Here is a 16,287-nt window from a genome sequence, read left to right as displayed (position 1 = left end):
GGTAATTAATATTGAATATTTCTGATTTCTGCCGTAGTATGGTCGCGCCTCTAGATTCCAACGAATACAAGAGGCAACATGTTCCGTTCGTACCGTACATGTCCAATATCGGAGTAAAGCATGCTCGTTCAACTGGCTCTTCTGGCTACTCTCGCCTTTCAGTCTTCGGCGGCACCGAATTCCAATCCCCGACCTTTGCTCGACCCTGCAATCGTGCACCTTGCAGATGGAGTCGAAAGACAGAATAAGCAGGAAGGCTACGAAGAAGCTTATTTGCCGATTCTCTTCCCCAGCTCCCATGCCGCAAACCTGCTCCAGCTTAAAAATGGAGATCTGCTGTGCGTTTGGTTTTCGGGAACATGGGAGGGCCAATCGGGTGTTGGCATTGTAGTCTCGCGTTTGGCGAAAGGCTCGCATCAATGGACGAAGCCTCTTCTGGTCGACCAACGCGAAGGAGAGTCGTTCCAAAATCCCGTGCTCTTTGAGGCTCCAGACGGGACCTTGCATATTTACCACACGACCCAGGGAGCAGGAGCCGGAGAAGACAATTCCAAAGTGCTAGAGGTGATATCTACCGACCACGGCAAAACCTGGTCGGCACCACATGTCTTATTTGAGAAGGGTGGTTCTTACACACGGCATCCGCTCATGGTTCTCCCCGATCACAGGTGGTTAATGCCGATGACGTATGTGACCAGCAAGGGCATCGGAGTCGGAGCGGAAACCAATTACTCGGCAATGAAGCTTTCGTCGGATAACGGAAAAGCTTGGACAGAATGTGTCGTAACGGAGAGCCAAGCCAGAGTACAACCGACGGTGGTTCCTGTCGCGCCCAATCGCCTTGTGGCATTTTTCCGCAGCCGCTCTTCTGACTGGATTTATAAGAGCACATCGGAAGATGCGTGCCATTGGACGAAACCTGAAGCAACAGTGCTCCCTAACAACAATGCCTCGGTACAGGCTTTTGCTCTTCGCAATGGCCATATCGTTATTGTCTTTGATAACTCGCAGGCACACCTTGAGGGAGAAAGACGTGTTCAGGGCTTACGGAAGCCGCTATCCATTGCGCTCTCAGAAGATGGGGGACAAACATGGAAATACGTGCGCGACATTGAAAATGGACGTTCGAGCTACGGGCTCATAGAACAGCGGCCCAAAGAGCCAGGCCGCGAAGAGTACTCTTATCCTTCCGTGACACAAACCAGCGACGGACGGATTCACGTTGCATTCACCTTCCGGAGGCAGACAATTAAAACGGTCTCGTTCACGGAAGACTGGATTCGCCAAGGAACAACAGAGGGTACATACAAACCTTCTACAGAAAAGAAATAGCTGAAGGGAAAATAAGAATACAGCATTCAGCTAATTGACAATGGGGGAGAGACGATCTCCCCCATCTTTTTTAGCCCACCATCTAATTACTAAGTGTCAACAACACAGCACTCGTTGGCTGAACCGGTACATTGAAGACGCCATTCGAAGAACCGATTGTCTCATTATCGGGACTGCCGACCGGAGTACCATCGATACTGCCATCGAAGGTTTGTCCCCCGATTGAGACTCCAGTCGAAGAATCATAGCTAGGTGCAAGCAACCGCACGACACTAGCCGAAGCGTATCCAGCAATCGAGACTGCCACATTTCCGGTGAAACTCTTGTCCTTATTGACGATCACAACGCGAACCACATTGTTCTGATCAACTGTGGCCCAGACCTTCACATTCACCGTAGTGCTCAGTGAGACAGGAAGCAGCTTCGCCTTGTTTCCCGCCGCCTTCTGGAAAAAGAGCATTCCATAGTACAGCGGATTGACCTGCTGCAGGGTATAGATTGAGTTCGATCCGACGCTCGCCCTACCAAAGGTGAATGCACAGTAGGTGCACGCGCTCGCCCCATGGAAGTTCACGCCATCGACACCGATCTTGGCAAACTCGAACATCGTATCGACGGCCCAGAGTGCCGAACCAAAGGCGTCACTGATTCCCGGAACGCCACCTGTGTCAATCGAGTTCATCTCGCCGATTCTGAACTGCTCTCCATTTTTGTGTGTTGCCGCGATATATGGCCCCACGAGCGTCGCGCCCTGTGTTGCCGCACCGGGCGTCAAAAGGAAGTCAGAGGCAAACTGAGTTCCTCCGTACTGATGCCCGGCATAGTAGTGGTAGCTGATGACCGACACATTTGGAGATTCTGTCGTCTCGAAAGCTGGCAAATTCGGAACTGTCTTGCTTTCCGACCACGAAGGTCCCATCAACTTCGTCCCGCTAGGGAGAAGAGGGAGAATATTCGTCCTCCAGGTGGAAAAGTCCGCCAGATAATCGGTAAAGGTGTAAGTGCTCGGCCTTCGCCCACCATACACATAATCGTCCGGCTCGTTACCTATTTCGATGGCATTGATCGAACCCGAAGGCATCTGCGCCACATAGGCAGTAGCTTGACGAACGGCCAACTGAACATCCTCCGAGCCAAGATTTACGCCCAACGAGAATTTCACACCCATGGCATTCGCCAATTCTGCAAAGGGAGGAATCGTCTTGACCGTGGGGTCAACGGTGGAATCAGTGCTACCTCCGCCAATACGGATAAAGAAAGGATAAGACGCACCGTTCATCAAGTTCTTGAGTAGCTGGCGATAGATAGTATTGACGCCATACATGCTTGAACCAAGCACATTCTCAGCATCGCCCCACTCATGAGAGAAACCAAGGAAGTTTAGAGGAATCTGAATTCCCGCAGTCGAGCCAATGGTCGCTGCAACGGTTGCTGGTTTACCTACCGGAATTGAGAAATTCGAACCGGTTGCCGTTCCGGGATCCGGGTTCTTGGCAACAATCGTCACCGATGTCGCTCCACTCGCCGGAGTGATCTGAACCTGAACAGACGAATCCGATAGCAGTTTCGTAGCGACCGCCGTTCCATTCACTGAAATTGAAGTCCCAGTAACAAATCCGTTTCCATTGATCGTAACGTTAGTGGTTGTTCCTGCCGCAAGCTGAGTCGGATTCGTGTTATTGATCACAGGCACTGGATTTAGCAACGACAATTGATACTTGGCGACTACAGCCGGATTCGACTTGAGAGCTGCGGTTATCACCACAGTGGAGCTGGCAGGCATAGCAACTGGAGCCTGATAGAGACCGTTATTCGACAGTGTCCCGCCACCTGAAAGTGTCCAGTTTGCTGTAGCATCCCCAGTTCCGTTAGTAATGGAAACATAGAACTGCATGCTCAGCCCTAAACGAAGCGTGGTAACATCGACGCCCTCATCACTATATCCATCCAACTGAATCGTCTTTGGCGTGATCGGCAGAGTTAAGACATTGCTGGTCCCCCCACCGGGGATAGGATTCACAACGACAACAGAAACAGAGGCGCCAGTGGCATTATCAGCTATCGATAGAGGAAAGCTAACCTGAGAAAACGATGTGTAGGTCGTCGGAACCGCCGTGTTATTCACATAAACTTGGCTTCCCGATGCAAATCCGGTGCCACTCAGTGAGACTGTTGTTGTCGTATTGGTTTTCACGGCCGTGGGGTAGGAGCTCGTAATCGTCGGAGCTGCATTTATCAGTGAGAAGCTATAGAAGCTGCTAATTGCCGGATTAGATACCAATGTCGCCTTCACGGTCACCGAAGGATTTGCAGGCATTGCGCCTGGTGCAGTGTACCGCCCGGATGTAGAAACCGATCCTGCTCCCGAAACGCTCCATGAGAGCGAGCTGTTTCCTGTTCCAGTAACCGTCGGCACGAGAGAGACGCTGCCGCCGATGCGCGCAGTGCCAGTATTTGTTCCGTCTCCTGTATATGCTGTGAGCTTGATAACCGGTGTTGCAATATTCAGCTGAATAGCCGAGCTTGTTCCACCGCCAGGAGCTCCATTCTGCGCAACAAGAGTGACCAGACCTGTCGCAGTCCCAGATTCCGTAAGCTGAATAGTCATAGTGCTGCCGGACTGATAGGTTGCTGGCACTGCAGAACCATTAGCCAGGATAGCGGTGGTCGGCAGAAAACCGGAGCCTGAAAGAGTGACAGAGGTGGTGGCTGCGGTGTTCAGTGCCGTCGGAGAAGTTCCATTCACTACCGGAATCGGGTTGATCAAGGTAAAAGTATAGGAAGCGCTAACAGCCGTGTTTTCGACTGATGTCGCAGTAACCACCACTGTTGGGTTGGAAGGCATCGTAGCTGGGGCAGAATAGGTTCCGCTTGACAAAAGGGTACCCGCACCTTGAAGGCTCCAGATCACTGAAGTATTGGTAGCATTTCTTACTGTTGCCACGACAGATATGTTTCGCCCCAGGCGACCTGTACCTGTATTCGTCCCGTCAGCGTTATATGCAGTAAGAATGATAGTTGGCGTCGAGGCAGAGGCAAGTGCCTGGCGGGATGTGGCAATTCCGCAGAAAAATAAACCAGTCAATAGATAAGCAATGGCGACAAGCTTACGAGCACACTTCGAGTATATGAGTTGCATAGGTAACGCTTCTCCGGTCCTTGCACTGGCAATGTGAGAACAGGAGGAAACGAAACGTGCCGGTTTCTTTGCTGGCCCCTACGTCAAATTCACATACACGACAAGCATGATTCTTCTGAACGTATTAACAGAATCTGGATCCGGCTTTATCCGAACCCATGATTATGATGTTAAGCATTAGCCAAATAACAAATGGTTGTTGATCCCGATTATCTTCAGCTAAGCCCAAACTGTATCTACTTATTTGGTGGTATGTTCCTTGGCCCATCTGGGGGTAGCAATACACCTAAGCCTTTAAAAATGAATAATCTGGCCGATATTCGCAAGATTGGACAATAAGGGAAAACTCGATATCGGGAAAAATCTCAGGATAAGAATGCCAATACTGGAAATACCAATAAAAGCTACAAATTTCTTTAAGCAGATCCGAAGGAGATGTGTTACGTCGAGAGCTGTGCATTGAATTTCATATAACTGGAAAAGAAATTCAGAGGCAGAACAATAGTTATAAATCAGCTAACAATGTGCACCAATATGAGACACCTGAGATGGAGAAAATGCCAACAATCCAATCCAAAAGGTATCTGTTCATAAACTAGAGAGAGAATATCTGCCAAGAATCTGTTTAGAACAGCCATTAGTCGACAGATCTATAAGACATTTATAAGTTCGATTTGCTCCTGTTCCGTGCTAAAATGACCCGACAATTTAGATTATTCGGATACAAACGAAATCTCCCGACCCCCATTAGCACCGGACCTTTCATATCCGCTTTTAGTTGAGTGCATAGCAAATAGCTGGTGATTCCATCCACCATAGTTTTGGAGTAAGCTTCCATGGTTCTACTGTCCTGCCCTGATTACAGTTTGATGACCACATCTAGCCCCGTCCATCGTTCTATTCCTAGATATCGGTACATATCTCAGCTTCTCACCCGTATTTGCCTCGTTCTGCTGATGTGTACCGGAGCAAGTACTGTACAGGCACAGCAGGTACCTCAGGTTTTACACAACCACGTACGTCCAGCGGTGACCAGCGGCAAAGCTGCAATGGTAGGCACACTCCCGGAAACTCAGCAGCTGAATTTAGCCATTGTTCTCCCCTTGCGGAACCAAGCGGAATTAAAGGATCTGCTAACGAGACTGTATGATCCCTCCAGCCCTGACTACCGCCATTTTCTCACCGTGCAGCAATTCACCGAACGATTTGGCCCTACGGATGCTGATTATCAGGCAGTCGTCTCTTTTGCTCAAGCAAATGGCTTGACCGTAACGGATTTAGCAGAAAATCGCAGAGTGGTATCCGTGACCGGAACGGCCGCGCAGATCAACCAAGCTTTCAATCTTCGATTGGGTGTATACAAACATCCCACCGAAGACCGTGAATTCTACTCACCAGACAGAGAACCTTCCCTCAACCTGAACGTAGCAATCGAGCACATCTCCGGATTGAACAATTTTTCGCTACCACACCCGATGGTCGCAAAACCACTCGCAGTTCAGAGTATGACGGACAGCATAGGATCTGGACCTGGAGGATCTTATCTCGGCAGTGATATGCGAGCGGCCTATTACGGCGGTACCACATTAACCGGAATCGGACAATCTGTAGGACTTCTGGAATTTGGCGGCTACAACCTTTCTGAGGTAACAAGAACCTTCACAAACGCAGGACAAAGTAACAATGTCCCAATCAATAACGTCCTGTTGAACGGAAGTACGAGTGGCCCGTCAGGCGACGATGGAGAACAGGTTCTAGATATTGTTCAAGCAATTGGCATGGCTCCAGGACTGAGTGAAGTCCGTGTCTATATCGGGACTAACGATGCCACCATTCTTAACAAAATGGCGACGGAGAATGTCTGCAAACAGTTAAGCATCTCCTGGGGATGGATCCCCGACGATCACCAGACGGTAGATACCTTCTTCCAGCAAATGGCAGCGCAGGGGCAAAGTGTCTTTGTCGCTTCTGGCGACGATGGAGCCCTGGACGCAACAATTAGTCCATACTTTTTCCCTGCAGAAGATGCCTATGTAACTACGGTTGGCGGAACACACTTGACGACAAACGGAGCTGGGAGTGGCTGGAAGTCCGAAACGGTCTGGAATTCCCAGTCACACGGTACTGGTGGGGGCATTAGCCCAGATGGAATCGCAATCCCCAGTTGGCAATCTGGCGTGGCAACTACCGCAAATGGAGGTTCGTCCACATTACGCAACGAGCCGGATGTGGCGATGGAGGGCGACTATGACAACTACAACTGCGACCAGTATGGGTGTTCAGGAGGATGGGCAGGAACAAGCTTCGCAGCTCCACGCTGGGCAGGGTTCATGGCTCTGGTCAACCAGCAAGCAATCGAAGCCGGCACTGTTCCCGCAGGCAGCGGATTGGGATTTATTAATCCCTCAATCTACTCTTTCGGTTTAGGCGCCCACTATACCGATTATTTTCACGACATCACCAGCGGAAATAATAAAACCAGCACACAAACCGTCTGGTACAGCGCAACAACCGGCTATGATCTGACAACAGGCTGGGGCAGCCCGACAGGGCAGGCCTTCATCGATGCGCTTGCGGGGCCACAAAAGCTCGGCTTCTGGCTTTCCCCTTCCAAGACAACCCTGAACATTGGCCAGGGATCTTCAGCAACAAATACCATTACGGTGACCGGTGCGGGTGGATTCTCTGACAACGTGACCCTGGCTATTACATCCACCTTACCTGACGGAGTAACCGCAAGCTGGGGGACGAATCCTACCAACGGAAGCAGCGTTTTAACACTAACGGCGAGCAACTCGGCAACAGCCGGCAACGCCACTGTTACCATATCCGGAACCTCGGGTACCTTAACAGAAACGACAAGTTTTACAATTTCGATTCACGCGCCAAGCTTTTCACTGACGACCAGCCCCACAATGCTGGGGATTAGCCAGGGACAATCCACTACTACCGTTGTTACGATAACGCCCTGGTACGGCTTCAATGGAAACGTAACCCTGGCCGCAACGGGGCTACCTAACGGAGTGACCGCATCTTGGGGGACAAATCCGGCGACAAGCAGTAGCGTCTTAACCCTCACGGCAAGCAGCACTGCTACGCCTGGAACGGCGACCGTAACGATCACTGGAACTTCTGGTTCTCTCAATGTAACCAGAACTATTTCCCTTACGGTCACAGGACCCAGCTTCACCATCTCCGGACAGAGCAGTATCGACCTAGGTATCGGTAAGACAGCGTCGGGATCATTCTATATCTATCCTCAATATGGCTTTAGCGATGCCGTAACTCTCTCCGTTACGGGACTGCCAAGCGGTGTGACTGCGCTACTAAGTCCTAATCCCACCAAAGGGAACAGCACACTTACATTGGCAGCGAGCACCTCGGCTACAACAGGAAGTTCGACTGTAACCGTTACAGGAACATCCGGATCTCTCACAGCAAGCACCACCTTCACTTTAGGCGTCTATGCCCCAACTTTCACAATATCCGCTCCGTCGAGCGTGGATATTGGCCAAGGCAACACCAGCACTTCCTACATCTACATCAGCCCTAAATATGGATTTGAGGATAGCGTAACGCTCTCGGTAACAGGTCTACCTACAGGAGTTACCGCTACTTGGGAGACAAACCCGACAAAACAATACAGCATGCTCACCTTGACGGCGGCAAACACTGCCGCCGCCGGCCAGTATCCTATAACGCTTTCCGGCAAAGCTGGAACTACCTCGGTCTCAACAGACCTGACCTTGAATGTTCATGCTCCGAGTTTCACAATCTCAACATACACAACAGTAGATGCAGGACAAGACAGCTCTCAGAATCTGTACGTCTCTATTGATTCTCGATATGGTTTTAAAGACAAAGTAACTCTTTCTTTATCCGGGCTGCCTGCCGGAGTCACCTCTTCATGGGTCCAGAACCCGGCTTCCGGGTCAACGACGCTTACGCTCAATGTAGCCGCATCTACGACTATTGGACAGTATCCGGTTACCATCACAGGAACATCTGGCTCGCTCACGGCAACATCTACATTTACGCTGAGCATCCATGCACAAAGTTTCACGTTTACCACCCCCTACACCATGGATGTCGGACAAGGTAGCTCCAGCAGCTCCTCTATCTACATAAATCCGATGTATGGGTTTAAAGGAAGTGTGAACTTCAGCTTGACAGGTTTACCTAGCGGAGTCACGGCATCGTTTGCCCCAAACCCCGCGACCGATCGTACCATCCTTACTCTGACAGCAACGAATTCAGCCGTTATAGGGAACTACCCCGTAACGCTCACAGCCACCTCTGGTTCGCTTAGCGTCACAGCTAACTTTACAGTCGGAGTACATGCGCAAAACTTCACAATCTCCAGTTGGTCATCTGTGAATATTGGACAAGGAGGCTCAAATACAGCCTATGTATATGTCAATTCTCAGTATGGCTTTAATGGAAGCGTTGATCTAGCTGTTAGCAACCTTCCGAGTGGAGTAACCGCATCCTGGAGCAAGAACCCCACGACCGACAACAGCGTACTAACACTGAACGTCAGCAGCACCACGGCTCTTGGACAATACCCGCTAACGATCACGGGAACTTCCGGGGCTCTCAGTTCCACTACCACCCTTACATTAGGTGTCTACTCGCAAAGTTTTACTCTCTACAACACCACTTCCACGCTTTCCTTGATTCAGGGAAACTCTGGAACATCTACCATATATGTAAATGGTCAGTATGGATTTAGCGGCAGCGTAAACCTTACGGCTTCCGGCTTGCCTAGTGGGGTCACAGCATCCTTCTCCCCAAACCCAACCACAGGATCCAGCACGTTAACCTTGACAGCCAGTAACAATGCGACTCCCGGAACTTCAACAGTGACGATCACAGGAACTGCAGGGAGTATCGTTGCAACGAACAATTTGTCGTTAACGATCAATGCTCCAGGCTTCACGCTGTCGAGTTCGCCAAGTGTGCTAAACCTTGCGCCCGGCAGTACCGAGGCCTCCACTATCTCGGTGAATCCACAGTACAACTTCAGTGGAGCAGTAAAGCTAGCCATTTCTGGATTGCCGGACGGAGTCACGGCATCCTGGAGCACAGACACGACTACGGGATCGAGTGTCTTGACCCTCACTGCTAGCGATACTGCAGCTACGGGAACAACAACAGCAACCATAACGGGAACAGCTGGAAGTCTTAAATCAACGTTGCCTCTCACCATAAACATTGGGAGTGCACCGACTTCCACTTCGACAACCTTGACTATTTCTGCAGATGGGGCACCTGTCACATCTATTGCCGCTGGTGGAGCAGCTATTCTGACAGCAAAAACCAGTGCCGGATCAACACCCGTGACCTCCGGACTAGTCAATTTCTGCGATGCAAAAGCCACATACTGCGAGGATTCACATCTGTTGGGTTCTGCACAGCTGACAATCGGAGGAATAGCGGTTCTGAAACTCACGCCCGGGATGGGAAGTCACAGCTATAAAGCTGTCTTCCTGGGTACAGCAACCAAGGGATCCAGCTCTTCCGATGCGTCCGACCTGCAAGTCGCAGGAGCTGCGGCCTCATCCACAACGATTGCCCAGAGCGGAACCGCGGGACATTTTACCCTGACATCCACGGTGTCCGGTCAAGGACTGGCGACGCCTACAGGAACGGTATCTTTCCTAGATACCAATAACGCAAATGCCATATTAAAGACAGCTAGCCTATCCGGCGACAAGACTACTTTAGGATGGGCAGGCCCTCTGTCATCCGCAACCGGTTCCAATCCATCTCTTTTGGCCACGGCCGACTTCAATGGAGATGGCATAACCGATATGGCCATTTCGAATGCAAACAGCAGTACCCTGACGATCCTGCTTGGTAATGGAGACGGGACCTTTACCAACAACGGATCGAATCCACTCGTCGGAGCCGGCGCGAAGTCGCTAATTCCCGGAGATTTCAACAGAGATGGAATTGTAGACCTGGCCGTTGTTAATGGCGCTTCCTACTACGGTTCGTTAACCACCCTCCTTGGAAACGGTGACGGGACCTTTACACCAAGCCCGCTGAGTCCTCAGGTCGGATACTACCCCTCAAACATCTTCTCAGGAGACTTCAACCGGGATGGCATCACAGATCTGGTCTTGCTAAGCAATGACAGTCCAAACAGTTCGTTGAAGGTTTTCCAAGGCAATGGTGATGGAACATTTGCCACAGGAGGCACATCTCAACTGGCTAGTAACAATCCCACGAGCATGACCATGGGGGATTTCAATTCAGATGGAATTCCCGACCTCGCCGTAGCTAATAACAATTATCCCCAAAGTACCGTTACTATCCTTATGGGAAATGGTGACGGAACATTCGCAGCCCTAGGCACGAGCACCTCAATACCTAATAGCGCTACGGCCATGATTACCGGTGACTTTAACAATGATGGGAAGCCAGATCTGGTCGCGTTAAGTTATTACGACGGACTTTCAATCTTGCTCGGAAACGGTGACGGAACGTTTACAGCCGCAACCAACCCCACCGTCGATAGCTATATTTCCGCCATTGCTATTGGCGATTTCAACGCTGACGGAAATACCGATATTGCAGTAGCCAACAACAACTCATCTAACGGAGCAAATAACACTATTGCGATTCTGCTCGGTAAAGGAGACGGCACCTTTGCTGCTTCCATACGACCCACGGCAGGGGGCTCCGCCGGAAGTATAGCCGTAGCGGACTTTAATCGCGATGGGATTCCGGACTTGGCTGAGATCAACCCAAGCACCAATACCGTAACTGTATTAGCCACACAAATAACGCACACGGTAACGGGGTCCGCAAACGAAATCACACCGATAGGCAAAGGGACACACCTTGCGGTAGCCCGCTTTTCCGGCGATAGCAATTACAATCTGAGTGTTTCTGGCACGACAGGTTTAACCGCGCAAACCAATCTACCGGTAGTAACAGTCACACCCAGCGCACAAAGCATAACGACAGCGCAAGCTCTCAACGTCACAGTTGCAGTAACCGCGAGTACCGGAACAAACAATCCGGCGCCCACCGGTACAGTGACCTTGTCTAGCGGCAGCTATCAGCAGGTACAAACGCTTGCCGCTGGAGCTACAACATTTACGCTTGCAGCCGGAAAACTTCCGCTTGGAAGTAACACTCTCACTGCTAGCTACACTCCTGATGCAGCAAGCACCGACAATTACACTGCTGGAACTGGGAGCTCTGTAGTTACCGTGGTTGTTCCTCCAATCGGCACAGCAACTGCCACGGTCACAGTAAAGCCTTCGGCTTCAGCCATCACGGATCAACAGGTACTAAATGTTGCTGTAACGGTGACTGGCGGCAATGGATTAGCTGCTCCTACGGGGACTATTACGCTCGCTGTTGGAAGCTACAGCAAACAGCAAGATCTCTCGAATGGGGGAACGACATTCGAGATCCCTGCGGGAACCTTGAGCAGTGGAGCCAACACCTTAACGGCAACATATTCTGGAGATCCGACATATGCAATCGCGAACGGAACAGCGAGCGTTAACGTATCTCCAGTATCGGCTTCGGTGCCAGCACCGGCTCCCGTATCTCCAGGAGGCGCCGCAACAGGAACTGTAACGTTCTCGGCGGGCAGTGCCTACTCCGGCACCATGACCCTGAGCTGTGCACTCTCCAATTCGCCAACTGGCGCGCAGAGCCTACCCACCTGCACGCTGAATCCATCAAGCATCACGCTCACTGCCGGCGGTAGCAAAACCACAACATTGACCGTAAATACTACTGCAGCATCTACAGCTTCCCTGGCCGTGCCATCAAGGCTGAATCTGTGGAAGATTAGCGGAGGGCCTGCCCTGGCGCTTGTTCTGATGTTTGGAATATCTCGTGGGCGTCGACGCTGGATTTCGATGTTGCTTCTTCTCGTGGCCATCGCCACGGTCGGAGCAGTTGGTTGTGGCGGAGGCGGAGGGGGTGGCTCCAATACGCCTCCAACACCAACGCGCACTCCAGCAACGACGGCGGGAACCTATACCTTCACTATTACGGGAACGGATACTTCCAACTCCAAGATCACTACATCGACGAACGTAACCGTTACCGTGCAATAGTGCTCGCAATTGGATAGGGACAAACAATAGACTTTGTTGTCCGAAACAAAACATAGTCGGTGACCCATCTATGATGAGTCACCGACATACCGATGACCTTCCTCTCTCTCGATTTACTTCCTTATCGATTCCTCCGCTAGTCCCCACTATCTTTACAGGATGTCTTACGGAAACGCTCGTCAGGACAGTTCCACAGGAATCTAGAGGAGTATTCGGCCGCCGCATCAGCCTTGCTCGTGGCGCGTCTAAAAAACGTACTTCAAAGCGAACTGGAGAATGCGAGGAGAACTTGCCGAATGGATAGTGCCGAAGAGTACGCCATCGGCAATTGCGCCGTCGGGGTTTCCGAAGTTCGGATGATTCAGAAGGTTAAAAGCCTCTGCGCGAAAGTCGATCTTCTGTTTTTCCGCGAGTGGTCCGAAGGGTATCGCAATCGATTTGATGAGTGCATAGTCCAGGTTCACTGACGCCGGGCCACGGAGAAAGTTTCTGGAAGTATTGCCATCGGCGTTGTCCGGGGTTTGAAAGGCCGACGTATTGAACCACTCCTGCAGCTTCTGAGACTGTGAGCGTCCCCCATGCAGATAGGGATCGCCAATCAGGTTTGCACGATCCTTGACCGTCCCATCTTGATTAGCATCTCCACTAGCCATAATGGAAAAGGGAAAGCCCCCGCGCCGCGAGAAGATACCGCTCATTGTCCAGCCACCTAGAATGTGGCGCCCTGTAAAGCCGAGAGCAGAGATCGTGGGAACCTGCCATACAGAGGCAAACTTAAATTGGTGAGAGAGATCGGAATCACATAGGCCTCGATCAAGATAAGGACGTTTGGCATCTGTAAATTCATTGAAGGCAAAACTTGCATCTGAACCTGCAAGATCCATACATTTCGCCCAGCGATAGCCCCCTAAGAAAGACCAACCTCCAGTCATCCGCTTCTCTACAGAGACAACAAGTGCGTTATAGCTGGATGTTCCCATGCTCTCGTCGACAATGACGGTTCCGCCATATCCACCGGCTGTCATGGGCCGAATAAAGTTCGTTGCAGCATTTACATCGCGGGAGTTGAACATGTGATAGCTTTCAGAAGCTTCATATCCCGTCCTCAAGAGAATTCCCTGCGGTAATTGCTGCTCTAAAGTGAGATTCCATTGCATGGTTGCTGGAGCTTTGAAGTTCGGGGCAAAGCCGACTGCATTTGTGAGCGGCAGAGAAAAAACTGTGCTCGAAGGCGGAGGATTATCGAGAACAGGGATAGAGCCGTTATACGGAGGTGCTGAATAGGGATCATAAGCGCTCACATTTGTTTGCGTGATCACCGTCCCCTCGGTAAATGGTTCCGTACTCGTCATCTGGTTGTAGATCCGCCCGAACGGCTGATCATGATAGATACCAAAACCGGCCCGCAGACTCATCTTCCCATTTCCACGAACATCCCACGCAATTCCGATGCGAGGATCCACTAACTTCCATCCGACTTGCGATAGTCCGTCGGGAACACCTTTATCTCCGCGAACGAGGAAGCCAGCGGGTAAGTTGGGATATCGTGTGGAATGAATTCCGGAGTTGTAAGCCGCCAGATTGATTTGCCCTCCGATCTTTCCAGCACTGCTGTCCGGCCAGGGAAGCCAGGGTTCCCAACGCACACCAAGATTCATGGTGACACGAGGGGAGATTCTCCACGCGTCATTGGCATAAAGGGACGGACCTTTCCCCTTTGGGGCCACATACGATGGAGCATACTGTTCATAAAAGCAATTTGCTCCAAGCATGAAATCCAGCGGAGCATAACCCGAGTTAGCGCACCACCATCCCTGATATCCGGAAGAGACGTAGGCCTGATACAGATAACTTTGAAAGAAAGGGACCTCTCCACCGAAATCCAGGGTATGGCGGCCCTTGATATAGGTCCAGTTATTGACGATGTCTTCCTGGTTGCGCGTAGCATCCTGGGCACCGATCCAATAAGCAGAAAACCAGCCGCCTATGGCAAATCCCACCTCATGCACTCCCTTGGGATCCCACACCGGATAGTTAGCTCCCAGATCAGCCAGATTGGGGAATTGTGCCGAACCGGAGTACTTGAGAATTACGCGACTAAAGGTAGTACTCAAGCTGGAGAGCAGATTATTACTGAAACGATAGGAGAGATTAAGCGCTGCATGATGGCTCGTCCAAGCCTGATTCCCTCCGCCTGTAGCGATATTTTTGGGATCGGCTAAGTTGGGGCTTTCCAGCTTGTCCCACAAATAAGTGCCGGAAATGGACGCTTTATCGCCTATGTGATGATCTACACGAGCAACGTACTGATTGTCATTCTGCAGCTCTTTCGAGAGATAGTTGAACTGTCCGGTTACAGGATCTCCGGCGGGAACAAGCTTAAGGAGCTTGAGAGAAATCGGATTGTAGAGTGAGGGCGAGACCTTATTCCCCACAAAGCTCTGGCCAGTAAGAGGATTCGTCAATTGTGTATCGGGAGTAACAGCGGCGGACCAGTCTCCATTCAGTTCGGCGGCAGTCGGACCGAAAGCGATATTGGAATTGCTGCCATACCGATATGTTGTTCGTTGAAAAGAACCGAACCAGAAGGTTCTGTCTTTCAATGCGGGTCCGCCAAGACTGAAGCCGAACTGATTGCGCTTTAAGGTATCCGATTCTGTAGAAAAGTAGTTCCTGGCATTCACATAACCATTTCGCAAGTACTCGAAGACAGTTCCATGCAGCCGATTCGTGCCGCCCTTCGTTACAGCATTCACAACGGCTCCACCACGTCCGCCAAACTTGGCATTGTATGAATTTGTGTCGGCAGTGAATTCCTCTACGGCATCGGGATTAGGAAAGACATTCGCAACATCCGTATAGGTATCTTCGTTCAATCCCCCATCCAGATAATAAGTAGTCGTATTCTCCCGAGCTTCCCCACTTGCCGTAACAAAGCCAGAATCCCTGGTCTCAGGACGAGTCGCTCCCTGACTGGAATAGTTATTTGCCCCTGCACTGCGATCGCTGGTATCGGGAGCGAGAGATAGCAGTTGAATGACATTGCGGCCATTCAGTGGAATCTGCTCGGTAAATTGTGGAGTGATGGCGAAACTTACGGTCTGGCTAGTTGTATCTACTAGTGCGGGTGCGCTTGAAACGGTAACCTGCTGACCTGCAGAACCAATCCTCATCGCGACATCAACAACTCTAGGCTGGCCGACTTGAATAACAATTCCGGTCTGTTCGTATCTTTGAAATCCGGGAACCTCTACTCGTAATCTGTAGTTCCCTGCCTCGACGTTGGGGAGGATATAGAAACCTTGCGCATTCGAACGCACTGCGGCGGACACACCAGTTGAAACAGCAACAATAGTGATTTGTGCCCCTGGAATCACTGCTCCACTCGGATCGGAAACCACACCTGAAATGTTGGTTGTGGTTCGCTGAGCTATGAGTAGCGTGGGGGAAAACGAAATAGACAGAAATGCCAGCAGAAAAATGCTGAGCCTTTTCATGAAACGCCTCCCTTAATTTGTGTGCGAGCCGAGACAACAGAACCACTGTTCCTGCCTCTATTGCCAGGGACTGCTACTCAAGGGCGGGTAAAGAGGAGAGCAGGAACCACTTCTAGGTCAAGGTGACATAAAACGAAGTTAAAAGTCAATAAAAAGTTTCAAACGAAATACATACAGAAAAGAAAAGGAACCATCAGATTGGAAGAAGATTTGGTTAATGAGTTGAGAAGGA

General features: G+C 50.8%; 4 protein-coding genes. 2 read left to right on the top strand and 2 right to left on the bottom strand.

The window, feature by feature from the left end; translation table 11 throughout:
• The first annotated feature begins 120 nt into the window (after positions 1 to 120).
• On the top strand, positions 121 to 1,332 hold the full coding sequence (locus tag AC6I7T_RS19090; protein ID WP_497789080.1) for a sialidase family protein: 1,212 nt from the start codon (positions 121 to 123) through the stop codon (positions 1,330 to 1,332).
• An 82-nt stretch (positions 1,333 to 1,414) separates the two neighbouring features.
• Here AC6I7T_RS19090 and AC6I7T_RS19085 read toward each other — a convergent pair whose 3' ends face one another.
• Positions 1,415 to 4,471, bottom strand: coding sequence for a glycosyl hydrolase family protein (locus tag AC6I7T_RS19085; protein ID WP_497789079.1), 3,057 nt, complete (start codon positions 4,469 to 4,471; stop codon positions 1,415 to 1,417).
• A gap of 869 nt (positions 4,472 to 5,340) precedes the next feature.
• Here AC6I7T_RS19085 and AC6I7T_RS19080 point away from each other — a divergent pair.
• Positions 5,341 to 12,558 (top strand): FG-GAP-like repeat-containing protein, encoded by a 7,218-nt coding sequence (locus AC6I7T_RS19080; protein WP_497789078.1) that lies wholly within the window; start codon positions 5,341 to 5,343, stop codon positions 12,556 to 12,558.
• A gap of 245 nt (positions 12,559 to 12,803) precedes the next feature.
• Here the strand turns inward: AC6I7T_RS19080 and AC6I7T_RS19075 are convergent, their stop codons facing one another.
• Positions 12,804 to 16,055 carry a TonB-dependent receptor gene (locus tag AC6I7T_RS19075; RefSeq protein WP_497789077.1) on the bottom strand — a complete coding sequence of 1,084 codons (3,252 nt, stop codon included), beginning with the start codon at positions 16,053 to 16,055 and terminating at the stop codon, positions 12,804 to 12,806.
• Between the last annotated feature and the right edge of the window lie 232 nt (positions 16,056 to 16,287).

This window comes from Humiphilus diazotrophicus (assembly GCF_059726315.1).
The sequence above is the reverse complement of the archived record's forward strand: the minus strand, read 5'-3'. Positions and strand labels throughout refer to the sequence as shown.

Bases quoted from the DNA above. Each gene is read 5' to 3' on its own strand.
- AC6I7T_RS19090 (WP_497789080.1), top strand. From the start codon at position 121: ATGCTCGTTCAACTGGCTCTTCTGGCTACTCTCGCCTTTCAGTCTTCG.
- AC6I7T_RS19085 (WP_497789079.1), bottom strand. From the start codon at position 4,471: ATGCAACTCATATACTCGAAGTGTGCTCGTAAGCTTGTCGCCATTGCT.
- AC6I7T_RS19080 (WP_497789078.1), top strand. From the start codon at position 5,341: ATGACCACATCTAGCCCCGTCCATCGTTCTATTCCTAGATATCGGTAC.
- AC6I7T_RS19075 (WP_497789077.1), bottom strand. From the start codon at position 16,055: ATGAAAAGGCTCAGCATTTTTCTGCTGGCATTTCTGTCTATTTCGTTT.